The sequence below is a fragment of the Pseudomonas monteilii NBRC 103158 = DSM 14164 genome (genome assembly GCF_000730605.1).
Lineage (GTDB): Bacteria > Pseudomonadota > Gammaproteobacteria > Pseudomonadales > Pseudomonadaceae > Aquipseudomonas > Aquipseudomonas monteilii.
Map to the genome: position 1 here is coordinate 89,320 of NZ_BBIS01000025.1, position 25,984 is coordinate 115,303.

Genomic DNA, 25,984 nt, shown 5'->3' on the forward strand with positions numbered 1-25,984 from the left:
AAAACCGTGAAGAGGCCGGCACAGGGCTACACGCGTGTGATGGATGCGCGCCCCTCGGCTATCTCTTTCAGGAATTCAGCATATGACACCTCACCATTGCCATCCCGGTCGTGGTGCCATATGAAGTATGTACAGAAATCTGACAAGCTAAAAAGCTCAGTAAGTTGGGCATTGATTTTCGCCATATTCTCTTTTCTGGCGAGAACGATGTCGGCATGCGAGATCTTTCCATCCCGGTTGCGGTCAAGAGATGACAGAAAATTCACAGTGCTACTTGCTTTACCGTCTGCAACTCTCGCGCGTTTTTCCTCGACTTCCATGAAAAACTCTCCGTACGTCACATCGCCATTTCCATTTCTGTCATGACGCAAAATAACCGAAAGGCAAAGGTCCGACCAGGAAAACAAACTCCTTAGCGCACTGCTAATCGAAGCGATATGGTGTTCCCTTGCTTGAACAATGTCCGCGTGGGAAATTGTACCATTGCGATCAAGGTCGAGAGCCTCCAGGAAACCAACGATGTCACCTACAGCATTAATGGTGTTGGCGTTCTGCTGGTCATTTATCTGTTTACCAAGTGTCGTACGTGGCAGCCCGCTCTTGAGCATCTTATCTTCCTTGCCTTCCATGTTTTGCACGCCTCCCAGCGCTAAATTTGGAATGGAGTGCTGATTGTGAGCGTATCCTACCTTTCCACAACTGGTAAAAATGCCAGGTCAAAGGCGCACTTATAGGTTAAAACTTTCGAGCGGTGCGTCCCGTCACATAATGCGCTACATCATTGAACCCCGGCGTGGATGCATGCCCCGGCGTCACCAGCGAGTCGATGAACGCCTCATCCTCTGCCGTGATCTTCACCGCCAATGCACCGCCATAGGTGTCCCACTGCGCTTCGGTACGTGGCCCGACAATCGCCGAGCTTACTAGCTGGTTATTCAGCACCCAGGCAATGGCGAACTCAACCACTCCCACGCCCTTGGCCTCGACGTAAGCCTGGATCTGCCGGGCGATGGCCAGCGACTCCTGGCGCCACTCCACTTCCATGATGCGCTTGTCCTGGCGCCCTGCGCGGCTGCCGGCATCCGGCACGGCCCCCGGCGCATACTTGCCACTGAGTACACCACGCGCCAACGGGCTGAACGGCACGACGCCCAGGCCATGGGCGGCAGCAGCGGTAAGCTGCTCCGGCTCGGCCTGACGGTTGACGATGTTGTACAGCGGCTGGCTCACCACCGGCTTGGGCACCCCGAGGCGCTCGGCAATGTGGCAGACCTCGGCAATGCGCCAGCCACGGAAGTTGGACACGCCCCAGTAGCGGATCTTACCCTGGCGCAGCAGGTCGCCGATGGCCTGCACGGTCTCTTCCAGCGGCACCTTGTGGTCTTCGCGGTGCAGGTAGTAGATGTCCAGATAGTCCATGCCCATGCGGGTGAGGGTGGCCTCCAGGGCATTGAAGATGTGTTTGCGCGACAGCCCGCTGCGGTTGGGCAAGCCATCGGCCGGGCCGAAGCCGACCTTGCTGGCGACGATCCAGTCCTGGCGATGGCGTGCCACCGCTTCACCGACGATTTCTTCCGAGCGCCCGGCGTTGTACACGTCGGCAGTGTCGATGAAGTTGATGCCTTGGTCCCAGGCCTTGTCGATGATGCGCAGGGCGTCCTCGGTATTGGTCTGCTCGCCGAACATCATGCTGCCCAGGGTAAGGGCGGAAACCTGCAGGCCACTGTGGCCGAGGGGGCGGTAGATCATGCGCTTGGGTCCTTATCAGTCGGCTGATCCAGCTGTTTTACACACAACCGGGGCGCATGGAAAGGCGGACCTCAGCCAATTAGCGCCAACGCCTCTTGCAGGCTCAACGGGCGTTTCATGCGTTGCGACAGCGTTGCCATGGCATCGGAATAACCCTTGGCGACCACGGCCTCAACCCGATCATCCATACACTGCAGCGCAATGAAATCGCCTTTTTCCGGCTCACCGACGAACTCGACCCGGTTCCAGTCCCGGGCGTGGCCAAGCACTTCATAAGTGCGGCCGTGCTGGTAAGTCCAGAAGAACGGCACATCGGCATAGCGGCGCTGCTCGCCAAGCATGTTGGCTGCAGCGATTACCCCGTGTTGCTGGGCCAGGCGCCAGTGCTCGATGCGCACAGGTCGACCGGTGAGCGGGAAGGTGGCGATATCTCCCGCCGCCCACAGGCCATCGGCAGCGCGCATTTCTGCGTCGACCCTCACAGACTTGTCCTCGGTCAGCGGCACGCCTTGGAGGAAGGCAGTGACCGGTTTTACCCCCGTGCCGAGCAGCACCAAGGGTGTTTGGAGCCGTTCTCCGTTGGCCAGTTGCACGGCTTCGACTTTGTCCTGGCCCTCGATGCGCTGAACTTCAGTAGGGCCATGGAAGGTGACACCCTTGCGCTCATGCAGCTCACGGATGCTGCGGCCGATGCGTTCACCCAGCTGCCGGGCCAGGGGGACTTCGTGGCGGGTGACCACATGCACCTGTAGGCCGTACTTGCGCAATGCCGAGGCGGCTTCGAGGCCGATGAAACCGTCACCGATGATGACCACCGGTTGGCCGGGTTCGGCTGCATCGAGCAACTGGGCGGCATCCTCCCGTGAGCGCAGGGTGAACACCCCGGGCAGGTCGGCGCCGGGGATGTCCGGGCGCAGTGCTTTCCCGCCGGTGGCCAGCAGGCAGGCGTCGTAATCGATCTGTTGGCCGTCGGCGAGTGTAAGCTGGCGTTTCTGGCTGTTGAGTGTGCGCACCTTGCCGTGCTTGCGCTCCAACTGGCCCTTGCGCAAGGCGTCGGCATCAAGCAACGCGGGCACTTCATCGGGCGGCATCTGCCCGGCAATCACGAATTTGCTCAGGGCCGTGCGATCGTAGGCGGGCTGGCGTTCCTGATCAATCCACACCAGCCGGCCGGCGAAACCGTGGGCCAGCAACGTGGCGACGGCAGCGCTGCCAGCGGCGCCTGCACCGACCACGACAAAGCAGCGGGCATCGCTGTGCCGTGGCGGCTCGATTGCCGGCAGGGGCTGGTCATCGACCCAGACTTCATCGCCCTTGACCCAGGTTTTGTAGCGACGCAGGTCGGCCAGCGCAGGGGGCTCGCAGACCACCCCGTCGTCAACCGCAAAGGCGGCTTTATGCCAAGGGCAGACCAACAGGCCAGCGCAAACCACACCCTCGTCGAGCGGAGCCCCTGCGTGGGGGCAATTGCCTTGGTAGGCCCGAACCTGGTCGCCCTGGCGGATGAGGACAAGTTCTTCGCTACCGGCCTGAACGCGCAGAGGACGGTGTTCGTCGAGCTGGCTCAGGCGGGCCACGGCGTGCTGGGTCATGGGGTTTCTCCAAAGGGGCCTTTGGAACCATTTGACGCCTGGGTCGGGGAGGGGATGCGTTGAGCTGACGATCGGTGGAGGGTGTGGATTGTGTGTGGCCTGGGCTGGCCTGTTCGCGGGCTTGCCCGTTCCCACAGGATCACCACAAGCTCGAACACTGTGGCGGTCCTGTGGGTGCGGGCGAGCCCGCGAATGGGTTCAACTGGCCCTGGCAGTACTCAGCGCACCTGCCCGCGTTACCCGCAAGGCCACCAGGCTACCCAGCACGATCAGCGCCGCCAGCGAATACAGTGCGGCATCGGTCGAGCCGGTCTGGTCCTTGATGAACCCCACCAGGTACGGGCTGAGGAACCCCGCCATCTGGCCTACCGAGTTGATGATGGCCAAACCTGCCACAGCGGCACCGGCACTGAGCAGCGCGGTGGGCATTGGCCAGAACATCGGCAGGCCGGTCAGCGCGCCCATGGTGGCAATCGACAGGCCAAGAATGGCAATGGTCGGGTTACCCGCGAAGTTCACCGCGATCAGCAGGCCGATAGCACCCATCAGCATCGGCACTACAAGGTGCCAGCGGCGCTCGTTGCGCAGGTCGGCCGAGCGCCCGCACAGGATCATGAACACACCCGCCATCAGGTACGGAACGGCGCTGAGCCAGCCGATCAGCAGCGGGTTGTCGAAGCCCATGTTCTTGATGATCGATGGCAGCCAGAAGTTGATCGCGTAAACACCGCTCTGGATGCAGAAGTAGACGAAGCCGAAGGTCCAGATCAGCGGGTTGGTCAAAACGGCCAGTACGCTGTCGCCGGTAGTGTTCGGTTTGCTGGCAGCATCGGCTTCCAGGTCGGATGCAATCAGCTGGCGCTCCGACGTACTCAGCCAAGGTGCTTTCTGGTAGCCGTCACTGAGCAGGAACACCGCCAGAATGCCCAAGGCAACGGTTGGCAGGCCCTGGATCAGGAACATCCACTGCCAGCCGGCCAAGCCGTGTTGGCCGGCGGCGAAGTGCTGGAGGATCCAGCCGGAGAACGGCCCACCGAGCAAGCCCGACACCGGGATCGCCGACATGAACAGGGCCATGATGCGCCCGCGACGGGCCGCCGGGAACCAGCGCGAGAGGTACAGCACCACACCCGGGAAGAAGCCGGCTTCGGCGGCGCCGGTGAGCAGGCGCAAGGTGTAGAACTCGGTGGGGGTGGTGACGAACAGCAGGCAGGTGGAGAGGCTGCCCCAGGCGATCATCATCAGTGCAATCCAGCGCCGAGGGCCAAACCGGTTGAGCGCCAGGTTGCTTGGCAAACCGCACAGTACGTAACCGATGAAGAAGATGCCGGCGCCGAGGCCGTACACCGTTTCGCTGAACTTCAGGGCGTCGAGCATCTGCAGCTTGGCAAAGCCGACGTTGACGCGGTCCAGGTAGTTGAACAGGTAGCAGATGAAAATGAACGGAATCAGCCGCAGGGTGATGCGCCGGTACAGCGCGTTGCGGGTGGTGTCCGTGCCTTGGTCAGGGGCGGGGCTGTGTGCCATGATCGGGTTCTCTGTTGTTATGGTTGTCGCCGCGTCGCCTGTGCCGGCGCTCGCCCTGACGAGTCTCGGGGACTGCGGCCAGCCTGTCTTTGTGCTTTTGCACAGTGCCCGGCCCAGGCTGCTGTGCCCGAGCCCAAAAGCCTGACACCTAAAGGACCCCGCAATGTTCGAACTCGACCATGACTTGGCACAGGATATCGTTGACCGGGCGATGGCCATTCTGCCGTGCAACGTCAATGTCATGGACAGCCAGGGGTTGATCCTGGGCAGCGGTGAACCGGAGCGTATCAACACCCGCCATGAAGGCGCGCAGCTGGTCCTGGCCAATGGCCGGATCGTCGAGCTGGATACTGAAGCGGCCAAATGCCTGAAGGGCGTGCAGCCCGGGGTGAACCTGCCGCTGATGCTCGATGGCCGGCTGATGGGCGTACTGGGCCTGACGGGTGACCCGCAACAGGTGCGCACCTATGGCGAGCTGGTACGCATGACCGCCGAGATGCTGCTGGCCCAGCGCCATTTGCAAGCCGACCAGCAATGGCGACGGCAGCGTTGTGATGACCTGCTGGCGCTGTTGCTAGGCGGCAGCGGCGACTCGCCACGCTTGCTCGACGAAGCCCGGCAACTGGGCCTGAAGCCGCAGTTGCCACGGGTGCCTTGCCTGTTCGAGCTGGCCTCGGGGCCACCCGCCGAGGCACTTGCCGCGTGGTTGCTGAGCCGCTACCCGGACAGCTGGTGTGTCAGCCCGGCGCGGCAGTCGTTGTTGTGGTGTCGGCCCGCAGGTGTGACGCTGGATGAACCGCGCCTGCTCGAGCGCCTGCAACGCCATGGCTGGAGCGTGGAGCGCCTGGCCTTGGGCAGTACCGCGCAGAGCCTGGAGCAACTGCGCCGAGGTTATCGCCGGGTGCGAGACTTGCTGGCCTATGGGCGCGAGGTACTCCCCGCCGAGCGCTTGCTGAGCCTGCATCGCTACCGGCTACCGGCACTGCTGTGGCGGCATCGCAACGATGACGCGCTGGATGAACTGCTGGAGCCGTTGCAGCGCATTCGCGCCAAGGACAACAGTGGGCAGTTGCTCACCACCCTGCGCGCGTGGTGTGCCCATGACGGCCAGAGCCAGGCCTGTGCCGATGCCTTGGGCATCCACCGCAACAGCCTGCGCTATCGCCTGGAACGGATTGCCGAACTGGGTGAGGTCGACCCGCTGCGCATGGAGGGGATGCTTAGCTTGTACCTGGGGTTGCAGCTGTTGCCTGCTGATTGACGCGGCGCCTGCAGGCGCCGCCACGAAGGCATCTGCCCAAACAACCCGCCCGGCGTTTTGTGCATATGACCGAGGCCAGCCTGGCGGGCACCTGTCAGCATGCCGCTCATCAGGACAGGAGAATCCCCATGAAGATCGTCATTGCCCCCGACTCGTTCAAGGACAGCCTTGATGCTGCCGGTGTCGCCCGCGCTATCGCTGCGGGCCTGAGCCAGGCGTGGCCGGACGCAGCCTTGGTCGAGTGCCCGATGGCCGACGGCGGCGAAGGCACCATGGAGGCGATCTTGGCCGCCAGCCACGGCGAACTGCGCCGCCAGGCGGTGCGTGGGCCATTGGGGCACAGCGTCGAAGCCGGTTGGGGGTGGCTGCCACAAAGCCGCACGGCCATCATCGAAATGGCCCAGGCCAGTGGCTTGCAGCTGGTACCAACCGGCCAGCGTGATGCGTGCCGCAGCAGCACCTGGGGCACCGGCGAGCTGATTGCCGCCGCCTTGGCCGCCGGCGCACAGCGAGTGGTGCTGGCCATCGGTGGCAGCGCCACCAACGATGCAGGCAGCGGCATGCTGCGCGCGCTGGGCCTACGCCTGCTGGATGCCGACGGGCAAGCGCTGGAAGAGGGCGGCCTGGCACTGGCGAAGCTGGCGCGGATCGACGCCAGTCACCTGGACCCGCGCCTGGCCGAGGTGCAATTCGAAGTCGCGGCGGACGTCGACAACCCGCTGTGCGGCGCCAACGGTGCATCGGCGATTTTCGGCCCGCAGAAGGGCGCTAACCCGCAGCAGGTGCAGGCGTTGGACCAGGCGCTGGGCCATTTTGCCGACCACTGCGCACAGCTGCTGGGCGACGATGTGCGCGACTACCCTGGGTGCGGCGCTGCCGGTGGTATGGGCTTCGCCGCCCGTGCGTTCATGGGGGCACAGTTCCGCCCGGGGGTAGAGGTGGTGGCCGAACTGGCCGGGCTTGACGCCTTGGTGCAGGGCGCGGACCTGGTGGTGACGGGTGAGGGGCGTTTCGATGCCCAGACACTGCGCGGCAAGACGCCGATGGGGGTTGCCCGGGTCGCCAAACGCCACGGTGTGCCGGTGGTGGTGCTGGCCGGGACACTGGGTGAGGGCTACCAGCAGTTGTATGCCCATGGGGTCGATGCTGCATTTGCGTTGGCCAGCGGGCCGATGAGCCTGGAGCAAGCGTGTGCCAACGCGGCAGAACTGCTGCAGGCTCGGGCTTGTGACGTGGGCCGGTTATGGCGCTGCGCAGCGCGCGCCTGATCAAAGCGTTTTTGCGTCTTCGAACATGGCGATGAAGTTGGCCAGCGCAGGCGAGGCATTCTGGGCGTTCCATTTCATGTACAGGCCAATGCCTGGGGTGGATTGCTCGTCTATCGGGCGGATCGCACAGAACTGTACGCGCTCGCGTGGGGTCGATCGGGCGAATGAGGCCGGCACCAGGGCCACACCGAAACCACAGGCGACCAGCCCCAGCAGGGTATGAATCTGTGCGGCTTCCTGCACCACCCGAGGGTAGAAGCCGGCCGACTCGCACAGGGCGACCAGCTGGGCATGGTAGCCGCCGCCCAACGCCTGCGGGGTAAACACAAAATCCTCATTGGCAAACTCGCGCAGGTCGACGTCGCCTTGCTGCGCTTTCACGTGGCCGGCGGGCAGCGCCATGACAATCTGCTCGTCAAGCAACAGCCGTGACTCCAGCGTACCCACCGGCAGCGGTAACCTGCGCATGAAGCCTATATCCGCCTCGCCGGCCAGCAGCGCCTTGGCCTGCGTCGCCGATGGCATCTCGCGCAGGGTCAGCTGCACGTTCGGGTAAGTCTCGCGATAGCGCCGCAAGCTGTTGAGTAACGAGTCGTAATAGGCGATGGAAATGGCCGTGATGGTCAGTTTCCCGCTGACACCCGAAGAGACATTACGGGCGTACTCGATACCCTGTTCCAGCTCGGCAAGCACGCGGTAAGCCGTATCGCGAAAGGCTGTGCCGGCCGGGGTCAGACGCACCCCGCGCGTATTGCGCAAGAACAAGCTGAAACCGAGCTTTTCTTCCAGGCGGCTGATCGCCTGGCTCAGCGGCGGCTGTGCCATGTGCAGGCGCGCGGCAGCCTTGTGAAAGTGAAGCTCTTCTGCCACGGCGATGAACTGCCTGAGCAAACGTGTTTCGATCAATCAAGCATTCCTTCAGCGCGGCGACTCGGTGGTGATATCCATGAGATATCAAAGTTGCATGCTTTTAATATTAAGTCATTGAATTTTTTGTTGTTATCGTAAAAAGGAGAATCGAAGGTAGCCAGAAATGCCCGTTACAGAGCCTTTCCACAACGAAGTTGCGGCCGTCACCGATGCCGCACAGGGCCTGGGCTTGGCCTATGGCATGGGGCTGACCGGACGATCGCCCCGCATCAAGGAATGCAGCTGCGTGCCAGTCAAGGTCGCCAATACCCGCGCCGACCTGGGCGAAAGCCTGGTGTGGGATGAGCATAACAGTGCGTTGTACTTCATCGATATTTCTGGCGGGCGGATCAACTGCCTGACGCCGGAAGGCGAAGTCGAGAACCTTTACGCGTCAGCCGCGCGCATTGGCGCCCTTGCGCTGACCGACCGGGGCAACCTGATTTTCACCGAAGATGCCAGCGTGGCCATCTTCGATATGGCGGCGCGCAAGGTATGCCAGCATTCAGCATCGGTCCATCCGCGCTCCACCTACCGCTTCAACGACGGCGCCTGTGACCCACAGGGGCGCTTCGTTACCGGGTTGATGGACGATGCCCTTAGCGGCAATACCGGGGCGCTGTTCCGTTTTGACGGGCAGTTGAGCGACGAGGTCATCCACGATGACATGGCCTTGCCCACTGGGGTTGCCTGGTCGCAAGACGGCCAGACGGTGTACTTCGTCGATTCGGCGGCGCGCGCCATCTACCGTGCCGAGTACCTCATGGAGGGGCGGCTGGGCGTTGTTACGCTATTTGCCGAAACGCCTGCCGAACTGGGGCGGCCAGATGGCCTGGCGCTGGACCGCGAAGGCGGGCTGTGGGTGTGCCAGTACCATGGCAGCTGCCTGCTGCGCTACGACCGCCACGGCCACCTGACCGATCAGGTACTGATGCCGGTACCGTGCCCCACCAGTTGCTGCTTTGGCGGGCCCGGCATGAATACCTTGTTCATCAGCACCGCGCGTTTCGACATGAGCCCTGAAGGCCTGCTCCATTACCCGGATGCTGGCGACCTGTATGCCATCCACCCGACAATTGGCGGTGTCCCCCGGCACAGCTTCAAGGAATAAGCGCTTGGGCCTGGCTGGCCGGCAACACGGCCAGTTCGCCAAAACGCTGCGCCGAGTCGATGTAGCGCAGCGCCGACTTGGCGTCTTTCCAGCCCACGTAGCTCATCAGTGATTTCAGTTCCCAACCATTGGCTGTGGCCCAGGTGGCAAAGCCACGCCGTAGCGAGTGGCCGGTATACAGCGCAGCCGGTACCCCGGCACGCTCCAGCATGCGCCGCAACAGGCCGACCAGGCTGTTGCTGTTGAGCGCGCTTTCACCGAGGTTGCCCCAGCGGTCGAGCTTGCGAAACACCGGCCCGTGGGCAATGCCGGCAACTTCCAGCCATTGCAGGTAGGCCGTTACCGGGCACAGGGCCTTGAGGGCAGGGGTGCGGTGCTGCACGCCCAAGGCTTCGCGGTCGCCCTTGCTGCGCGGCAGAAACAGCGTGATGCCGACACCGGCTTCGGCCTGGATATGTTCGATGCGCAAGCGTGCCAGTTCATCACCGCGAAAACCTCGCCAGAAGCCCAGCAACAGCAACGCAGTGTCGCGGCGTGCCCGGCGCAGGGCGGCCAGGTCATGGTGTTCGCGGGCCTGGCGAGCCTCCTCTTCAAAACACGCCACGGCAGTTTGCAGGTGTTGCAGCAACAGCGGGGCGGCCTGCCTGGGCGGCGTCGGGTGCAAGGTGCGGATGCCGCGTAGAACCTGGCGTACCAGCGGTGCCTTGGTCGGGTCGGGGAAACCTTGGGCGACGTGCCATTGACTGAGCGCGGCCAGGCGCTGGCGCAGGGTACTGACGGCGTGGTGTTCGGCATGCTCGACCAGGTAGCGGGCGATACTCTCGGCGGTGGCCGGGAGAAAGCCGCCCCAGTGGCTTTCGAAGTGCTCGATGGCGGCCTGGTAGCTGCGCCGGGTGTTGTCACGGGTGGCGGCGCGAAGGTAGCGCTCGATATCGGTCATGGTGCGGCTGTCGGTAGGTGATGAGCACACGATAAACCGAAATCCCAAGACAAGCACCTAATGCGGCACCGGGGCAACGCCATCCTGCAGGGCCGGCACCAGCCCCATCGTATCGTGCGAGGCCTCAATGCCGTTGAAGTGCGGGTAGTCGCGCAACTGCGCCGGCGACAGCGGCCGGCTGAAGTGATAGCCCTGGGCAATATCGCAACCCGCCAGTTTCAGGCACACCACCTGCTCACGGGTTTCCACACCTTCGGCCACCACTTCCAGGCCCAGGCGTTTGGCCAGGATGATGGTGGAGGACACGATCGGGCTGTCGTCATGACTGTTGGACAAGGGGGCGATCAGCGAGCGGTCGATTTTCAGCTTGCTTAGCGGCAGCGAATGCAGGTGGGCGAAGCCGGCGTAGCCGCGGCCAAAATCGTCCAGGCTGATGCCCAGGCCCGCGCTGCGCAGGGTGTGCAGGTGCGCCACAGCGGTACTTTCCGGGTCGAGGATGGTGGTTTCAGTGATTTCCAGCTCCAGCCGCTGCGGCGCAATCGCATACTGCTGCAGTTCGTTCAGCAACCGGGTAGCGAAGTCGTCTTGGCGCAGTTGCAGGGCGGAGACATTGACAGCCAGCCGCGTCTCCCGGCCTTGGGCGTCCCACTCCGATAATGCCTCGCAGGCCAGGCGCAACACCTCCCAACCCAGCTCGACAATAAAACCACTGCGTTCGGCCAGGTCGATGAAGCGGTCCGGGTACAGCAGGCCGAATTCAGGGTGATCCCAGCGCACCAGCGCTTCGTAGCCCAGCACTTGCTGGGTGTCGAGGCGTATCTGCGGCTGATAGTGCAGCACGAACTGGCGCTCGGCCAGGGCACTGCCGAAGGCCTGTTCGAGGGTGAAGGCCTGAATGTCGGCCAGGTTCAGCGAGGGGTCGAAGAAGCGATATTGCGCGCGCCCGGCCTGTTTGGCCGAATACATCGCAGCGTCGGCACTGCGGATCAGGCTGTCGATGTCCTGGCCATCGCGGGGGCAGATGCTTACGCCCACGCTGGGGCTGGTGTTGACCTCCTGGCCATCCAGGGCATAGGTGGCCGACAACCGCTGGACCAGTTCGCGAACCCAGGTATTGATCTGTTCCTCGCTGCGTTCGCCTGCCAGCAGCACCACGAATTCGTCGCCGCCAAAGCGCGAGGCTTCGTCACCGGGCTCCAGAAGGCGCTGGATGCGCCCGGCAACAGCCTGCAGCAGCAAGTCGCCAATCTTGTGGCCGAGCGAGTCATTGATCGACTTGAAACGGTCCATGTCGATGAACAGGATTGCCATCAGCCGGCGCTTGCCCCGTTGCCGAGTAAGTGCCTGACCCGCCACTTCGACGAACTGGCGGCGGTTGTGCAACCCGCTGAGGTGGTCGGTGGCGGCGGCATGGCTGCTGCGCCGGTGTTCCTCCTCAAGGCGCCCGATAAGTTGCTGGTTGACCTGTTGGGCCTGCTCCAGAGCATTGAAAGCCTCCTGGTGCTTGCGCAGCAGGCGCAAGGTGCACAGTAAACTGCCGAGGATCAGCAGGGTCATGCTCAGGTTCAGCCAGAACTGCCGACAATAGGGCAATGCCGAGGGTGTAGGCAGGCCAAGGCCGCACGCCGGATGGGCGGCGGTTACGGAGGGGATGTGCAGCCCCCAAAGAAAGGCCAGGGTGGCTGCGCACAGCATCAGGATCAGCAGCCGCAAAAGGCTGGTGGATGAAAACGAACGGCGAATCACTGCTGATAGTTCCCGACCCTGGGTGATGCTCGAAAAATACGACAATAAGATGACAGGCTGATGACTGATAGCTAATTGCCTTTAAGGGTTTCCCGTATCCGCCAAGGGCGCCTGCAGGCGTGCGGTCTCCTCTTCGATGTAGCTCATCAAGGCGCTGACTTCGGCATCACCCAGGCGCATGTTGGGCATCGCCAGGCGGTTGTACTGCTCGTACAGCAGCATGGCCAAGGGGTCTTTCTCTGCCAGCATGCGGTCGGGTTCTTTCAACCAGCGGGTCAGCCAGTTGGCATCACGCTGGCGGGTCACACCCAGCAGGTCGGGGCCTATACCCGGTTGCCCCGGCTCGGTATTGCCCAGCGTGTGGCAGGATGAGCAACGGGTGCGGAAGATCTGCTCGCCACTGCTTGGCGGACGTACTTCGGGCGCTTGAGCGTAGTCATTGTTCATGGCGCTGGCCTGCTTCCAGTTGTGCAGGCTGTTGCCCAGGCGATCGGCGAGGATGTACGGGCTTTCGAAGGGCGAAGCCTTCATCCAGCGGCCGGTGGCCTGGTTGCCGATGATGAGGCTCAGGTTGTGGTCTTTGGAACGGCCGTTTTCAAGGCCGTCAATCCACAGCCCTAGGCTACGGCGCAACCGTTCGATGTCGTCAGGTTCACCGGTGAGCAGCGTCCAGCCGGGGCCGATACCGAACTTTTCAGCGTAGCGTTTGAGGGTGGCTGGCGTGTCGTTGTAAGGGTCGATGCTGATGGAGTACAGGAAAATGTCCTTGCCGACCCGGTCGCCAAGAATCTTCTGCACCTGGCGCAGGCGTGCGGTTTCAACCGGGCAGGAGTCGGAACAACCGGTGAAGATGAAGTTGATGGCGACCACCTTGTCCTTGATCAGGTCGTCGAAGAAATGCACTTGCTCGCCGTCCTGGGTGAGCAGGGGGATGTTGGGGAAGTAGTCGGCACCCCAAGGGCTCTCAGCTTCTTTGGCAACCGGTTGTTGCGGCTGCAACGGCCAGAACGGGATGCTGGCGGCGAACAGCGCGAGCACCATCAGGAAACGCCATGAGCCGGACATGATGCGGTCCTCATCGGTTGGCAGTGGGGCCGCAAAGCGGCCCCCGCCTTGCACTCACTGATACCTGACTGGCGCCGTCACGGTCTGCCCCAGCGCCGACTTCACGGTAATCGTCGCCGGTGTTGCCGGGCCGAAGCCGGTGGTGGTCACCGACACGCGCCAGCGCGCACCGGTGGTCGTGGCGGTCAGCGTGGCGTTACCCAGGCTTACCGGGCCGCCAGTGGTCGCCGCAGTCACGCTGATGCTGTTGCCCGTGGCCACTGTGGTAGTCCCTTGCACATCCCAGGTGAAGCGGTTACCGCTGCGCACCTGCACCGTGGCACTGGTGACCTGGATCTGGTCGACCGCTGCCGCCGGGCTGACCGCGATGCTGACCGTGGCCGGGTTCACCGACTCGGCCCCTTTAGCATCCCGCGCCGTGTAGTTGAAGCTGGCGGTGAACGGCGTGGCGACCTTGGCAGGCGGGGTGTAGGTCACCGTGGTGCCATTGGTGCTGACGCTACCCTGGCCGGAGTCTGGCTGGCTGAGGCCGACGACAGTCAATGGCAGGTTCCCTTCCGGGTCGGTGTCGTTGGCCAGCACGTTCAGGGTGATCGGCTTGCCAGCAGTGGTTGCCGCACTGTCGTTGGCCGCGACCGGTGGCTTGTTGGCGGCATCATCGTTGTCGTCCTTGCCTTTGGTGCGGAAGGTCGGCAGGCCCACCGACGCCATGTATTGCACGCCATCCCAACCTGGCAGCGGGGTCGGCATTACCTGGAACTGCCCTGGGTGTTCAATGTCCCAGCGCAGCAGCATCGAAGAGTCTTCATGCTGGGTGTTGTGGCAGTGCTCCATGTAGGTACCGGCGAACTCCCGGAAGCGAATGGCAACTTCCACTTCTTCAGACGAATCAACATCGGGCCCTATGCGGTACACATCTTTGCGCGCCCATTTCTCCCACTCTGGCGGCGCCTTGCCGTCGCGGCTAAGAATCACACCTTCCTCGAAGTGCACATGCACCGGGTGGCTCCAGCCATTGCCGCCGTTGACGATTTTCCACACTTCCAGGGTGCCGTCGCCGCTGAAGCCGCCATCGGTGGACTGTTGGGCCAGTTGTGGTGCAGCGCTGATACGTCGTGGATCCATGCTGTAGCCGAAGCCGCCATCGGTCTTGATGGTCCAGGGGGTGGTATCGGTGCCGTCGGAGCGACCAAAGATGAACTCGCGGTGGCGGGCCTCCTTGATCTTGGCCTGGTCGGCGGCCGAATTGCGGTCAATGGGCAGCGGGAGCATTTTCAGGCCTGCGGCCTTGCCGGGTTTGGCCGGTTCGTAGGCCACCGGGTCCATGCTCACGTCCTGGCCGCTGTACGGCTGCACGATCAACTGCAGGAACTTGCCGACCAGCGGGTCGCCGTTCTCCCACAGCGGGCCCTTGCTGGTCTGTTTGATCACTGCCTTGTACTTCTCCGACAGCACGTCGGCCAGCGAGATGGCACCTTCCGGGCCCTTGCCGGTGAGGTGTTCCTCCAGGTTGACGAAGTACAGCTTGTCGCCCACCTTGATGCCGTTCTTGGCGAAGTTGATGATGATGTCGTAGCGCTCGGCAATACCTTGCAGCGGCAGGATACCGTTGTTGTCTTGCAGGTTGCCGTCACCGTTGAGGTCCATGGTGCCGTCGAATGGCACGGCGTGCTCCATGATGTTGCCGTCGTTGGCGATCATGTGGAACGGCACCCGCGCATAGGACACGTTGGAGCCGGATGGCCCCTTGAATTCGCCGCTGGTCCCGGCGATTTCACGCACGACTGCGAATTTGAAGTAGCGGGATACCGAGCCATTGAGCAGACGGAAGCGATAACTGCGCGCGCGCACCTTGAGCTTGGGCTGGTACTGCCAGTTGACCAGCATCTGGTCGCCAAGGAAGCCATCGGTGTTGAACGGGTTGAACCACAGCTGGCCGTTGGCATCCCAGGCCTTGTCGGCCATCACCAGGTTGACGTCGTAGTCGCGGTTGCCCCAAGGCATGCCCGAACCGCTGGGGAAGCGCAGGTTCACGCCATCCTGCAAGGCCTCGTTGCCGCGGTCCAGGGCGCTGTAGTAGTTCATCATCACGGCGTTGCCCTTGTAGACGTTCTGCGCCGTGAAATCCATCATGTGGTCGTGGAACCAGTGGGTACTCATGGTTTCGCGCCAGTCGCCACGAATCTTGATGCTGCCGTTCTGGCAGGTTTTCAGCCCGGGCGAGCCGTCATTGACGAACAGGGTTTCCCCCGGTGAGCAAGGGAACGCGGCACGCGGGTCTTGTGCGCGGGTGTTGATGGTGTCGTAGCCGGCCAGCTGCACCGGCCAACGGTAGTCGTAGTACTGGCCGGGGAAGAAGTAGGCGTTGGCATAGCCGTCGCTTTCGGCGGGGGAGTGGCCGTTGTGCTCGTGGGTCGAGATGGTATGCAGGCCAAAACCGCCGTTGGCCGACGGGTCGATCGGCAGGGCGTTGTAATGGCGCATCAGCACCGGCTGGCCATAGCGCACCATCAGCAACTTGACGGGGAACGTGCCATCGAACGTCCACAGCGACTTGTGGTTCTGCAGCGGCATGTTCGGGTGGAAGCGGGTGTCGATGCCCTTGGTCGTGCCCAGCGTATTCGGGATGTCGGAGGTCTGGTAGTACAGCCCGCCCGGGCCGAATTCACCGACCGCATAGTTGTGCAACTGCTTGCGGTCGCGCAGGCCCTGGTTGATGCGCGCACCGGCTTGCGCGGTCTTGAACGCAGTCTGCGGATAAAACTCGTTCCAGCGCTGGTGTGACCAGCCTTTGCCTGGTGGACGGCCTTCAGCCGGGGAGCCGACCGGCTTGCGGTTCAGGAACATCTCGATCTGCGCCTTCCACGGGTTGCGGTCCAGCACGTTGGCGTACTGGGTCGGGAACGGGTAAAGCCCGGGTTGCTTGAGGAAAGCTTCCAGCGCGGTGCCACTGGGGCCGCTGCGGGCAACGACGTTGGGGTCCTGCGCCGGGGCGGCCCCCAAGGTGGGAACCGGGAAGGTCAGGCTGGGCGGTGGCAGGGTGGGGTCGAGTTTTTCTGTGCCGAACTCTTCGAACAGCAGCAATTGTTGGGTGAACGGCTGCGCACCGAACAGCGGGCTGGGCTTGCCGTTGGTAGGGTACTTGTCAGAGGTTTGCAGGGCAGGCGGTAGTACGTTGTCGGTGCGCACCGTGTTGCGGTCGCCATACATCCCATTGGTCAGTTCCAGCGAACCTTGGTTGGCTTCGGGCAATGTATTGAGGTTCAGCAAGGCCGGGGTCGGATCAGCCGGTTGGTCGGTGTAGGCGGAAGGATCGGTTGGCGGCGGCAGGCCGTTATCGTCGAGGGGGGCCGCTGTAACCGTGATCAGCCCGAGGCTGAGCATCAGCGCGGTGACGGTCGACAGCTGGAATGCATGCCTAGCAGGGTGGATCACGGCAGATGTTCTCATTGCCTTATGCCTCGCTCGCGGCTTTATGGCTTAAAGCCATCAATGGCGTTTTGCCCGGTAAAAAGCCCTGAGCAACGGCTGTGCCAACCGATATTTCAGTAATGCTTTGTTAAACAAATCGTTGTAGCGCCTGATGTGCGCTAAATAACAGGGTGTCAAAAATGGGGATATGTCCCCACTAGCGGGTCACCCAGTGCCCAGTCTTTGGGGGATGGGTAGTGACAGCACTGGCTCACTGGGGTATACCTGAGCGCCACCAAGGGGAGCCCGGCAACGGGCTGAGAAACCGCTGAGCGTTGCAGCGCGGTGACCCTTCGAACCTGATCCGGATCATGCCGGCGAAGGGATGGGATTCGTAACCTGCCTTTTTGCCGGCCTCACTGCGAGGCCCGTCCATGCTCACCGCCAAGGTCTCGCTGTCACCCCCATCAAGGACAGCAACATGACCGAACGTTTCAGCCAGTCCCTGCGCCGCCAAAGCGAGCCGACCTGGTCGGCGGCCGTGGGCCACCGTTTCGTGACCCAACTGTGCGACGGCAGCCTGCCGGCCCCGATCATGGTCGACTACCTGGTGCAGGACCACCGTTTCCTCGACAGCTTCCTCACCTTGCTGGGCGCGGCCATCGCCACCGCTGACACGTTCGAGGCCCGCCTGCGCTTCGGCCGTTTCGCCGGGATGATCTCCAGTGACGAGAACACCTACTTCCTGCGCGCCTTCGAGGCCCTGGATGTAAGCCCGGCGCAGCGCACTGAACCGGCCGACACTGCGCCAACCGCAGGTTTCAAGGCGATCATGCGTGAAGCGGCGGCAACCCGCTCCTATGCGGCGGCGCTGGCGGTGCTCAATGTTGCAGAAGGCCTGTACCTGGACTGGGCACTGAAGGCGCCGAAGCCGATGCCGGACAACTTCGTTCATGCCGAGTGGATCACCCTTCACGACAACCCGGACTTCCAGGCCTTCGTTGCCTTCCTGCAAGCCGAGCTGGACCGCGTTGGCCCGCAGGAAGCCGCACTGTCCAGTGATTTCTACCAACGTACCGTCGAGCTGGAGCTGGCCTTCTTCGATGCCGTCTACCCGGAGGGCAAGTGAGCATGGACATCTTCGAGCGCCTCAAGGCTGGTGCGACGCATCAGTGGCACAGCTACGTCGACCATGACTTTGTGCGGCAGATGGGCGAGGGCACGTTGAGTGAGGACGCGTTCCGGACTTACCTGGTGCAGGATTACCTGTTCCTTATCCAGTTCGCCCGTGCCTGGGCATTGGCTGCCTATAAAAGCCGCCGCCCGGCGGACATACGCGCCGCGCAGGCCGGGCTGGCAGCGATCCTGGATGAAACCGAACTGCATTTGCGCCTGTGCGCGCGTTGGGGGCTGACCCAGGCCGATATCGAGGCGGCGCCAGAGCATCAGGCTACCGTGGCCTATACCCGCTACGTGCTGGACTGTGGCGCCGCCGGCGACTTGCTGGAGCTGCATGTGGCGCTGGCACCGTGCGTGATCGGCTATGCCGAGATCGGCCGTACCCTGGCCGAACGGATTGGCGACTTGAGCAACCACCCGTACCGCGAGTGGATTGGCGAGTATGCCGGCGAGGGCTACCAAGGGGTCGCGGCGGCGGCGCGCAAGCACCTGGATGAACTGGCAGCGCGGAGCATGACCGAACAGCGCTTCGCAGACCTGGTGGGGATTTTCGGGCAGGCGTCCAGCCTGGAGGCTGATTTCTGGCAGATGGGGCTGGACAGCCAGTAAATCGATACCCGCGCCAGGCACTGGCGGATAACCTTGGGCTCGACCACTATGCAGGTAGCGGCGATAAGCGAGCCCAAGGAGTAACACCATGAACATTATCAATGCACGCTTGCGCGGCAAGCCCGGTTTGTTTCGCATCGAACTGAGCGGCGAGCGCATTGCTGCCATCGTGCCCCAGGCCGAGGTAGTGGCACCCGTTGCTATCGATGACCTTGATGCCGGGCAAAACCTGGTGGTGGCACCCTTTGTGGAACCGCACATTCATCTGGATGCCACCCTGACCGCCGGCGAGCCGAAGTGGAACATGAGCGGCACATTGTTCGAAGGCATCGAGCGCTGGGCCGAGCGCAAGGAAATCACCACCCACGACGACATCAAGGTCCGAGCGAAAAAAACCATCGGCATGCTGGTGGACCACGGTATCCAGTATGTACGGACCCATGTCGATGTCACCGACCCGAGCCTTACCGCGCTCAAGGCCATGGTCGAGGTACGTGACGACGTGCGCGAGCTGATCGACTTGCAGATCGTCGCCTTCCCTCAGGAGGGTATCGAGTCGTATGCCAATGGGCGGGCGCTGATGACCGAAGCAGTGGCCATCGGTGCCGATGTGGTGGGCGGCATTCCGCATTTCGAGAACACCCGCGACCAGGGCGTGTCGTCGGTGAAGTTCCTGATGGACCTGGCCGAACGTACCGGCTGCCTGGTGGACGTGCACTGCGACGAGACCGACGACCCGCAATCGCGCTTCCTTGAAGTGCTGGCCGAAGAAGCCAGGGTGCGCGGTATGGGCGCCCGGGTAACCGCCAGCCATACCGTGGCCATGGGTTCGTATGACAATGCCTACTGCTACAAGCTGTTCCGCCTGCTGAAACTGTCGGGCATCAACTTCGTGTCGTGCCCAACCGAGAGCATTCACCTCCAAGGGCGCTTCGACAACTACCCGAAACGCCGCGGCGTCACCCGCGTGGCCGAGATCGACCGCGCCGGCATGAACGTGTGCTTTGGCCAGGACTCCATCGTCGACCCTTGGTACCCGCTGGGTAATGGCAACATCCTGCGCATTCTCGAAGCCGGGCTGCACATCTGCCACATGCTCGGCTACGAAGACCTGCAGCGCTGCCTGGACCTGATCACCGATAACAGCGCCCGCACCCTGAACCTGGGGGAGCGCTACGGCATCGAGGTGGGGCGGCCGGCCAACCTGTTGCTGCTGTCGGCACCGGACGATTACGAAATGGTGCGTAGCCAAGGGCACGCGCTGGTGTCGGTGCGAAACGGCAAGGTGTTGATGCGCCGCACGCCCGCGCAGGTTGAGCGCACGCACTGATACACCCGCCACTTTGAAGCCCGTAACGCCCCGCCGGCCTTGAGCCGGACGGGGCGTTTTGCTGTTTGCCGTACGGCTAAACGCACGCTTGGAGCGGATTTTTGCCGGTAACATGCGATAAGCCGTGATTATTCTTCCTGAGGAAACGTTTGCAGGAGCGCGTTGTTATCGCCATAATCAGTACGTAATTACATGTTACATAACACAGTACAAAATCGTAGGAGCACGCATGGCCCGGGGCGGTATCAACAAGGTGGTGGTTCAGCAGGCACGTCAGGCGTTGATTGCCCGCGGCGAGAATCCCAGCATCGATGCCATACGTATCGAGCTGGGCAATACCGGCTCGAAAACCACGATTCACCGCTACCTGAAGGAATTGAACGGCCAGCAACCCGTGGCCTCCGAAGGGGGCGCGGCGCTGAGCGATGTGCTAAGCCGCCTGGTCGGGCAATTGGCCACTCAGCTACAAGATGAGGCCGACCTGAAGATCGAACAGGCCGAAAGCACGTTCTCTCAACAGCGAGAGCAGCTTGAAGCTCAGCTGGAAATCGCCCGTCAGGCCCTGGCGGCAGCGCATCAGCAACACCAGATTGATGCAGCGGCTTTGGCCGACGAAACGGAAAAGCGGTTGACCACACAAAGCACGCTGCAAGCCGAACAGCTGCGCAGCGCCAGCCTCAACCAGTCACTGGGTGAATTGCAGGTGCGCCTTGCCGACAAGGACGAACAGGTGAAGTCACTGGAGGACAAACACCGCCATGCCCGCGACGCCCTGGAGCATTACCGCAATGCCAGCCGCGAACAGCGCGAGCAGGAACAGCGCCGCCATGAAGCACAACTGCAGCAGATGCAGGTGGAAGTACGCCAACTGCAGCAGGGCATGATCGTCAAGCAGGACGAGCTGACCCGCTTGCACCGCGATAATGAGCGTTTGCTGGGTGAGTACCGCCAGGCCGCCAGCGAGTGCCGGGCGCAGAACGAGTTGCTGGAGCAACGCGATGCGCAGATCCAGGGCTTGCGGACGATCCTGGCCCAGGCACAAGGTGCCAGCGAAGAAATGCGCCGGCAGCTGGATGTGCAAGCGCAGCATCTGGAAACCAGGCGCGACGTGTGCGCGGAACAGGCGCGGCAGTTGCTGCGGTATGAAGAGCAGTTAAAAGAACGCGATGTGGCGTTGGCGCAATGCAGGGCACAGCTGCCTGCACATGCAGAGTGACGGGCCGTCTAATAATCGACGTAACGGCGCATTGCACAACGTTCAGTGAGGCCGTGTGCACGTTCATTGGCCAGGATTTCCCGCAACCGCGGGCTCAGCAGCCGCTCATCGAGCACCTCGAACCCGAACCGTGCATAGAAGGGCGCATTCCAGGGCACCTTGGCAAAGGTGGTCAACGTGAGCTCGCGCGCTCCCGCGTCACGCGCGGCATCAGCCACTTGCTGCAGCAAACGCCGCCCCACGCCTTGCCCTTGAACCTCCTGGCGCACCGATATTTCATAAAGGTGCAGCGCCTGCCCTTCACGGCGGGCACAAGCAAAACCGGCAAGGCACCCATTATCGTCCTCGGCCACCCAGCTACCGCCCGCGTCGACGAAAGCCCTGTGCGCAACGCAATCCATCACATCACCTTGCGCCAGCCAGGCCAGCGTCGGCCAGCCGGCAAACGCCTGGGCCGCCGAACGCTCTACGTCCGGCAGGTGTTGAATATCGCGCTCAAGGGTAGGGCGGATACGCATGAATCACTCCTGTTTCAGTAATCCGCCGCCAGTACTTGCGGCTGTAATTGCCAGCGCACCGAGCTTACACCTTTCTCCAGGCTCACCCGGCTGACCAGCCGCTCCAGTTGTGCGGGGGCCTGCGCGGTGCCCAACAGCTCGGCGCGTACTTCCAGGCGCGCCGGGCTGTCCAGATCCTGGCTTTGCAGTGACTGCAGCCGCAGCTGCGGATCGCCCAGGCTATGCAGCATCAGGCTGCGCACCTGGATTTCGTCCTCGGCGCGGCAGACGATTCGCACTTCGAAGTGCTGCTCCACCTCGCTGGCCGGCACCACGTCCTGACGGTCCAGGCGCTGGGCGATGTCACGCAGCAGGATATTGGCACATAGCACCACCAGGCTACCCAATGCCGCCTCCAACAGCAGCCCAAGGCTGCACAGCACACCCACTGCCGCCGTGCACCATAAGGTGGCTGCAGTGTTCAGGCCTCGTACGTTGAAGCCGTCACGCATAATCACACCCCCTCCGAGAAAGCCGATGCCCGACACCACATAGGCGGCGACGCGCGACGCATCGGCAGGTGCCATGCCTGGCACCGTCTGGGTCATCAGCACGAACAGACAGGCACCGGTGCTGACCAGCGCATTGGTGCGTAGCCCGGTCAGCCGTTGGCGCAATTGCCGTTCGGCACCGATCAACGCCCCCAACAGCAAGGCAATGCTGACGCGCAGCAGAAATACTTTCCAATCCATAGCAAACCTCTTGCGCAGGCATACGCCCGCATGAACGCCATCAGTTGGCGTGGTTGAAAAACCAGAACAATGCGCAGGACCACGAGGAAGGGAGGAAAAGCGGGGGGTTACAAGAAACCACCGTCTTGCCAGGGCGGCCAGACAGTGCAGGACACTGCCGGGCTAGTGCGCCACGCGGGCCTGTCGCAAGCGACTGGGGCTACTGTCCAAGGCAGATCTCCTGTTGAAGAAGGCAAAATTGCGTCGCGGACCATACGCCCGGTGGTAGAGCAGGTCAAGGGCGAAAACATGACAATGGCTTCATCCTTGAATGGCCTGCAGCCGGTCACGCCCACATGGAAAAAAACCTGGGCAGCCGTTAACCTTGCGCCTCTCTTTGCCATCACCCGGACCGTTCCATGCTGTTGAATCTCGCCGTACTGTTCGGCACCCTGGTGGCCATGGAGGGTGTTGGCACGCTGGCTCACAAGTACATCATGCATGGCTGGGGCTGGTGGCTGCACCGTTCGCACCATGAGCCTCAGCTGGGCATGCTCGAAACCAATGACCTGTACCTCGTGGCCCTGGGCCTGATCGCCACGGCACTGGTAACGCTGGGCAAAAGCGGTTATGCGCCCTTGCAGTGGGTGGGCGGTGGGGTGGCTGGGTACGGGGTGCTGTATGTGGTGGCCCATGACGGATTTTTTCACCGGCACTGGCCGCGCAAGCCTCGGCCAGTCAACCGCTACCTCAAGCGCTTGCACCGGGCGCATCGGTTGCACCATGCGGTGAAGGGGCGCACGGGAAGTGTTTCGTTCGGCTTCTTCTATGCGCCCCCATTGAAGGTGTTGAAGCAGCAGCTGCGCAGCAAGCGCAGCCAGCAGTAACAACCTGAGCGGGCCTCAATTCACCGCTTCGCCTTCGGGCTGCGCCGCCACATGCCCACGGCTCACCCACCAGCCAAACCCCGCTGCCGTAAAGAACATGATCAGGCTATACAGCGCCGCCGGTACCGCCATGGTCGCGTTGTTCAGCAGCGAAGGGCTCAGCGCCAAGGCAATGGCCAAGGTCCCGTTATGGATGCCGATTTCCATGCCAATGGCAATTGCCTGGCGCTTGGGAATATTCAGCAGGCGCGGCACCCAGTAACCCACTGCCAGGCTCAACAGGTTGAACAGCAGCGCCGCCAGGCCCACCACCGGCGCATACTCGACCACGGTCTGCCAGTCCTTGGCCAAGGCCAGGACGATGGTGAAGGCGAGGAACAGCGCGGCCACCAGCTTCATCGGTTTTTCCATGCGCGCGGCGAAAACCGGGGCGAAATGGCGTATCAGCATGCCCAGTGCTACCGGCAGCAGCACAATGGCAAACACCTGCATCACTTTGGCAAACTGCAGCCCAATGGCTTGATCCGAAGCCATGAACCAGCTCAACGACAGGTTCACGAGCAATGGCATGGTCAGGATTGCGATCAGCGAATTGACCGCCGTGAGGGTGATGTTCAGCGCCACATCGCCATGGGCCAGGTGGCTGAACAGGTTGGCCGTGGTGCCGCCTGGCGAGGCCGCCAACAGCATCAGCCCTACCGCAAGGGCCGACTCCAGGCCAAAACCGTTGGCGATCAGGAAACACACCAACGGCAGCAGCAGGATCTGGCAGGCCAGGCCGACCATCACCGGTTTGGGGTATTTCACAACGCGAGCGAAGTCCGCCAGGGTCAACGACAGCCCAAGGCCGAGCATGATGATGCCCAAGGCTAGCGGCAGAACGGCGGTGAGCAAGGGCGAGGCTGTCATGGGCGGTCTCTTGGGCGAAGGATCTCGAGGAGTGTAGGCAGGCGCGGATTGATAGCTAATTGCAAAGGGCCAGCTATTGGTAACCATTTGTTACCAAGCGCAGCGGCTGGCCGGGCTGCATGCCGCGTTGCAGTAGGCCTGCAGGCGCAGTAGCATTCCCGTTTTTACCAAGGATTAGCCTGTCATGCCGTTCCAGCAAGGTCTGCTTGCCAACCCTGTGCCGGCCCACGCCCGTCACCTGTTCTTCACCCTGCAGTCACCCGAGGCGTTGCCAGCTGCGCTCGATGCCTTGCTGCCGCAGGTCGATGGCGAACAGCTGCTGCTCGGTGTCGGCGCCCCGCTGGCCAAGGCCCTGGGCCGCGAAGTGCCCGGCCTGCGCGCCTTCCCGCTGCTGGATGCCGCCGTTGAAAACCCGAGCACTCAGCACGCCCTGTGGCTGTGGTTGCGCGGGAACGAGCGCGGCGACCTTCTGCTGCGCGCCCGCGCCCTGGAACAGGTGCTGGCACCGGCCCTGCGCCTGGCGGACAGCGTTGAAGGCTTCCTGCACCGTGGCGGTCATGACCTGACAGGCTACGAAGACGGCACCGAAAACCCGGTGGACGAAGATGCGGTGCAAGCGGCCATTGCCAGCGACGGTTCCAGCTTTGCCGCGTTCCAACTGTGGAAGCACGACCTGGAATACTTCAAGTCGCTGCCCCAGGCCGACCAGGACAACATTATCGGCCGTCGCCTGAGCGACAATGAAGAGCTCGACGACGCGCCCGAGTCCGCACACGTCAAGCGCACCGCCCAGGAAAGCTTCGAACCCGAAGCGTTCATGGTGCGTCGCTCGGTGGCCTGGGCCGACCAGCGCGGTGCCGGCCTGGCCTTTGTCGCCCTGGGCCACAGCTTCGATGCATTCGAGGTGCAACTGCGGCGGATGAGCGGCCTGGAGGACGGCATCATCGATGGCCTGTACCGCTTCAGCCGGCCACTCACCGGTGGCTATTACTGGTGCCCGCCGATGGGTGACGCGGGGGTCGACATGGGCCAGCTGCTGCAGGCCTGATCACTAAACATCCAGATACAGAAACACCCGCTGGCGCGGAGCAGAGCGACTAGCCTTGAAAGTTTCCGATTCATGACGGGAGCTTTCCATGTACGCACGTCGTGATGTCCTACGCGCCAGTGCCGCCTTGAGCTTGCTGGCGGCGGCCCCTTGGCTGCATGCCGCCAGCCCGGCCGGCCTGCTGACCCGTAAAGTGCCGTCCACAGGTGAGGCGTTGCCGGTGATCGGTGCCGGTACCTCGGGCAGCTTCGAAGTGGACGCTGGCTCGGCTCAGTACGAGCAGCTGAAAATCGTGCTCAAGGCCTTTTTCGAAGGCGGTGGCCGGGTGATCGATACGTCGCCCAATTATGGTGGCGCCGACAGCATACTCGGCCAGTTGCTTGAGGAGGGTGGCTGGCACCGGCAGTGCTTCATAGCCACCAAGATCGCTGCCAACAGCCGGGCCGAGGCCGAAGCACAGTGGGCCGGCAGCCTGAAGAGCCTGCGTACCGACAAAGTCGACTTGCTGCAAATTCACAATTTGCGTGAGTGGCGGACCCAGCTGCCCTACGCCCGTGAGCTGAAGCAGCAGGGCAAGGCCCGTTACGTCGGCATCACCCATTACCTGAACAGTGGCCAGGACGAAGTCGCCCGCATCGTGCGCAGCGAGCCGCTGGACTTCATCCAGATCAACTACTCGGTCAACGCCCCCGACGCAGCCCACGCACTGCTGCCGCTTTGCCAGGACAAAGGTGTTGCGGTGCTGATCAACCGTGCTTTCGACGATGGCCGCCTGTTTGCGCGGGTCAAGGACCAGGCGTTGCCCGGCTGGGCCGCAGAAGCAGGCATCGGCAGCTGGGCGCAGCTGTTTCTGAAGTTTGCCATCAGCCATCCGGCGGTGACCACGGTCATCCCCGCCACCGGCCGGCCCGAACGCCAGCTCGACCAGCTGAAGGCCGGGCGTGAACCCCTGCTTAGTCAGGCGCAGCAACAGGCGCTGATCAAGCAGTTTGCCTGACA

General features: G+C 62.8%; 21 protein-coding genes, 1 pseudogene and 1 riboswitch. Of the genes and pseudogenes, 10 read left to right on the forward strand and 12 right to left on the reverse strand.

All coding sequences use genetic code 11. The annotated features are described in order from the left end of the window. Positions 1-26 precede the first annotated feature (26 nt). The 4 genes from PM2_RS14495 to PM2_RS14510 all read right to left on the reverse strand — a co-directional run bounded on the left by PM2_RS14495 (position 27) and on the right by PM2_RS14510 (position 4,868). Positions 27-629 (reverse strand): EF-hand domain-containing protein, encoded by a 603-nt coding sequence (locus tag PM2_RS14495; protein ID WP_028699188.1) that lies wholly within the window; start codon positions 627-629, stop codon positions 27-29. A 106-nt stretch (positions 630-735) separates the two neighbouring features. After that, positions 736-1,749 (reverse strand): aldo/keto reductase, encoded by a 1,014-nt coding sequence (locus PM2_RS14500; protein ID WP_028699189.1) that lies wholly within the window; start codon positions 1,747-1,749, stop codon positions 736-738. Between the two features lie 71 nt (positions 1,750-1,820). Continuing rightward, positions 1,821-3,341 (reverse strand): FAD-dependent oxidoreductase, encoded by a 1,521-nt coding sequence (locus PM2_RS14505; RefSeq protein WP_016715250.1) that lies wholly within the window; start codon positions 3,339-3,341, stop codon positions 1,821-1,823. 198 nt (positions 3,342-3,539) lie between these two features. After that, complete coding sequence (locus PM2_RS14510) at positions 3,540-4,868, reverse strand: MFS transporter (RefSeq protein ID WP_016715249.1); 1,329 nt, start codon at positions 4,866-4,868, stop codon at positions 3,540-3,542. Between the two features lie 163 nt (positions 4,869-5,031). On the opposite strand from PM2_RS14510, the gene PM2_RS14515 reads away from it, so the two are divergent. Together PM2_RS14515 and PM2_RS14520 are read left to right on the forward strand one after the other, a co-directional pair. Next, on the forward strand, positions 5,032-6,129 hold the full coding sequence (locus tag PM2_RS14515) for a sugar diacid recognition domain-containing protein (protein ID WP_016715248.1): 1,098 nt from the start codon (positions 5,032-5,034) through the stop codon (positions 6,127-6,129). Positions 6,130-6,257: 128 nt separating this feature from the next. After that, a complete protein-coding gene (locus PM2_RS14520) occupies positions 6,258-7,397 on the forward strand; it encodes a glycerate kinase (RefSeq protein WP_016715247.1) in 1,140 nt (379 codons plus the stop codon). Here the strand turns inward: PM2_RS14520 and PM2_RS14525 are convergent, their stop codons facing one another. After that, positions 7,398-8,303 carry a LysR substrate-binding domain-containing protein gene (locus PM2_RS14525; RefSeq protein ID WP_016715246.1) on the reverse strand — a complete coding sequence of 302 codons (906 nt, stop codon included), beginning with the start codon at positions 8,301-8,303 and terminating at the stop codon, positions 7,398-7,400. It lies immediately after the preceding gene. Between the two features lie 205 nt (positions 8,304-8,508). Between PM2_RS14525 and PM2_RS14530 the strand changes: the two genes are divergently transcribed. Next, a complete protein-coding gene (locus tag PM2_RS14530) occupies positions 8,509-9,417 on the forward strand; it encodes an SMP-30/gluconolactonase/LRE family protein (RefSeq protein ID WP_371058901.1) in 909 nt (302 codons plus the stop codon). Here the strand turns inward: PM2_RS14530 and PM2_RS14535 are convergent. The 4 genes and pseudogenes from PM2_RS14535 to PM2_RS14550 form a co-directional block, all read right to left on the reverse strand. Beyond that, positions 9,407-10,357 carry a site-specific integrase gene (locus PM2_RS14535; protein ID WP_016715244.1) on the reverse strand — a complete coding sequence of 317 codons (951 nt, stop codon included), beginning with the start codon at positions 10,355-10,357 and terminating at the stop codon, positions 9,407-9,409. The two genes, PM2_RS14530 and PM2_RS14535, sit on opposite strands and share 11 nt — an antisense overlap. Positions 10,358-10,414: 57 nt before the next feature. Beyond that, positions 10,415-11,959, reverse strand: a pseudogene (locus PM2_RS14540) (putative bifunctional diguanylate cyclase/phosphodiesterase); the annotation flags it as partial. Positions 11,960-12,184: 225 nt separating this feature from the next. Next, positions 12,185-13,168, reverse strand: coding sequence for an SCO family protein (locus PM2_RS14545; protein WP_028699191.1), 984 nt, complete (start codon positions 13,166-13,168; stop codon positions 12,185-12,187). Positions 13,169-13,222: 54 nt separating this feature from the next. After that, a complete protein-coding gene (locus tag PM2_RS14550) occupies positions 13,223-16,618 on the reverse strand; it encodes an Ig-like domain-containing protein (RefSeq protein WP_028699192.1) in 3,396 nt (1,131 codons plus the stop codon). A gap of 249 nt (positions 16,619-16,867) precedes the next feature. Then, a riboswitch (TPP riboswitch) is annotated at positions 16,868-16,982 on the forward strand. A 78-nt stretch (positions 16,983-17,060) separates the two neighbouring features. On the opposite strand from PM2_RS14550, the gene PM2_RS14555 reads away from it, so the two are divergent. The 4 genes from PM2_RS14555 to PM2_RS14570 all read left to right on the forward strand — a co-directional run bounded on the left by PM2_RS14555 (position 17,061) and on the right by PM2_RS14570 (position 20,913). Then, positions 17,061-17,708, forward strand: a complete 648-nt coding sequence (locus PM2_RS14555; protein WP_028699193.1) for a TenA family protein — start codon at positions 17,061-17,063, stop codon at positions 17,706-17,708. Beyond that, complete coding sequence (gene tenA / locus PM2_RS14560; RefSeq protein WP_016715239.1) at positions 17,705-18,367, forward strand: thiaminase II; 663 nt, start codon at positions 17,705-17,707, stop codon at positions 18,365-18,367. Before PM2_RS14555 ends, tenA begins: the two co-directional genes overlap by 4 nt. An 88-nt stretch (positions 18,368-18,455) precedes the next feature. Beyond that, positions 18,456-19,697, forward strand: a complete 1,242-nt coding sequence (codA, locus tag PM2_RS14565; RefSeq protein WP_016715238.1) for a cytosine deaminase — start codon at positions 18,456-18,458, stop codon at positions 19,695-19,697. 229 nt (positions 19,698-19,926) lie between these two features. Then, positions 19,927-20,913 carry a DNA-binding protein gene (locus tag PM2_RS14570; RefSeq protein WP_028699195.1) on the forward strand — a complete coding sequence of 329 codons (987 nt, stop codon included), beginning with the start codon at positions 19,927-19,929 and terminating at the stop codon, positions 20,911-20,913. Between the two features lie 8 nt (positions 20,914-20,921). On the opposite strand, the gene PM2_RS14575 is transcribed toward PM2_RS14570, so the two are convergent. Together PM2_RS14575 and PM2_RS14580 are read right to left on the reverse strand one after the other, a co-directional pair. Continuing rightward, the gene (locus PM2_RS14575; protein ID WP_028699196.1) at positions 20,922-21,431 is read right to left on the reverse strand and encodes a GNAT family N-acetyltransferase; all 510 of its coding nucleotides are present in this window, start codon (positions 21,429-21,431) and stop codon (positions 20,922-20,924) included. Between the two features lie 14 nt (positions 21,432-21,445). After that, positions 21,446-22,162, reverse strand: coding sequence for an MgtC/SapB family protein (locus PM2_RS14580; protein ID WP_016715235.1), 717 nt, complete (start codon positions 22,160-22,162; stop codon positions 21,446-21,448). A gap of 398 nt (positions 22,163-22,560) precedes the next feature. On the opposite strand from PM2_RS14580, the gene PM2_RS14585 reads away from it, so the two are divergent. Further along, positions 22,561-23,028 (forward strand): sterol desaturase family protein, encoded by a 468-nt coding sequence (locus PM2_RS14585; RefSeq protein ID WP_016715234.1) that lies wholly within the window; start codon positions 22,561-22,563, stop codon positions 23,026-23,028. A gap of 15 nt (positions 23,029-23,043) precedes the next feature. On the opposite strand, the gene PM2_RS14590 is transcribed toward PM2_RS14585, so the two are convergent. Next, positions 23,044-23,937 (reverse strand): bile acid:sodium symporter family protein, encoded by an 894-nt coding sequence (locus PM2_RS14590; RefSeq protein WP_016715233.1) that lies wholly within the window; start codon positions 23,935-23,937, stop codon positions 23,044-23,046. Between the two features lie 184 nt (positions 23,938-24,121). Between PM2_RS14590 and PM2_RS14595 the strand changes: the two genes are divergently transcribed. Both PM2_RS14595 and PM2_RS14600 read left to right on the forward strand, forming a co-directional pair. Then, positions 24,122-24,985, forward strand: a complete 864-nt coding sequence (locus tag PM2_RS14595) for a Dyp-type peroxidase (protein ID WP_028699197.1) — start codon at positions 24,122-24,124, stop codon at positions 24,983-24,985. Between the two features lie 88 nt (positions 24,986-25,073). Beyond that, entirely contained in the window at positions 25,074-25,982 is a 909-nt protein-coding gene (locus PM2_RS14600; RefSeq protein WP_028699198.1) for an aldo/keto reductase, read from the forward strand. The last annotated feature ends 2 nt before the right edge of the window (positions 25,983-25,984 follow it).

Bases quoted from the DNA above. Each gene is read 5' to 3' on its own strand.
- PM2_RS14495 (WP_028699188.1), bottom strand. From the start codon at position 629: ATGGAAGGCAAGGAAGATAAGATGCTCAAGAGCGGGCTGCCACGTACG.
- PM2_RS14500 (WP_028699189.1), bottom strand. From the start codon at position 1,749: ATGATCTACCGCCCCCTCGGCCACAGTGGCCTGCAGGTTTCCGCCCTT.
- PM2_RS14505 (WP_016715250.1), bottom strand. From the start codon at position 3,341: ATGACCCAGCACGCCGTGGCCCGCCTGAGCCAGCTCGACGAACACCGT.
- PM2_RS14510 (WP_016715249.1), bottom strand. From the start codon at position 4,868: ATGGCACACAGCCCCGCCCCTGACCAAGGCACGGACACCACCCGCAAC.
- PM2_RS14515 (WP_016715248.1), top strand. From the start codon at position 5,032: ATGTTCGAACTCGACCATGACTTGGCACAGGATATCGTTGACCGGGCG.
- PM2_RS14520 (WP_016715247.1), top strand. From the start codon at position 6,258: ATGAAGATCGTCATTGCCCCCGACTCGTTCAAGGACAGCCTTGATGCT.
- PM2_RS14530 (WP_371058901.1), top strand. From the start codon at position 8,509: ATGGGGCTGACCGGACGATCGCCCCGCATCAAGGAATGCAGCTGCGTG.
- PM2_RS14535 (WP_016715244.1), bottom strand. From the start codon at position 10,357: ATGACCGATATCGAGCGCTACCTTCGCGCCGCCACCCGTGACAACACC.
- PM2_RS14545 (WP_028699191.1), bottom strand. From the start codon at position 13,168: ATGTCCGGCTCATGGCGTTTCCTGATGGTGCTCGCGCTGTTCGCCGCC.
- PM2_RS14550 (WP_028699192.1), bottom strand. From the start codon at position 16,618: ATGAGAACATCTGCCGTGATCCACCCTGCTAGGCATGCATTCCAGCTG.
- PM2_RS14555 (WP_028699193.1), top strand. From the start codon at position 17,061: ATGACCGAACGTTTCAGCCAGTCCCTGCGCCGCCAAAGCGAGCCGACC.
- codA (WP_016715238.1), top strand. From the start codon at position 18,456: ATGAACATTATCAATGCACGCTTGCGCGGCAAGCCCGGTTTGTTTCGC.
- PM2_RS14570 (WP_028699195.1), top strand. From the start codon at position 19,927: ATGGCCCGGGGCGGTATCAACAAGGTGGTGGTTCAGCAGGCACGTCAG.
- PM2_RS14575 (WP_028699196.1), bottom strand. From the start codon at position 21,431: ATGCGTATCCGCCCTACCCTTGAGCGCGATATTCAACACCTGCCGGAC.
- PM2_RS14580 (WP_016715235.1), bottom strand. From the start codon at position 22,162: ATGGATTGGAAAGTATTTCTGCTGCGCGTCAGCATTGCCTTGCTGTTG.
- PM2_RS14585 (WP_016715234.1), top strand. From the start codon at position 22,561: ATGCTGTTGAATCTCGCCGTACTGTTCGGCACCCTGGTGGCCATGGAG.
- PM2_RS14590 (WP_016715233.1), bottom strand. From the start codon at position 23,937: ATGACAGCCTCGCCCTTGCTCACCGCCGTTCTGCCGCTAGCCTTGGGC.
- PM2_RS14595 (WP_028699197.1), top strand. From the start codon at position 24,122: ATGCCGTTCCAGCAAGGTCTGCTTGCCAACCCTGTGCCGGCCCACGCC.
- PM2_RS14600 (WP_028699198.1), top strand. From the start codon at position 25,074: ATGTACGCACGTCGTGATGTCCTACGCGCCAGTGCCGCCTTGAGCTTG.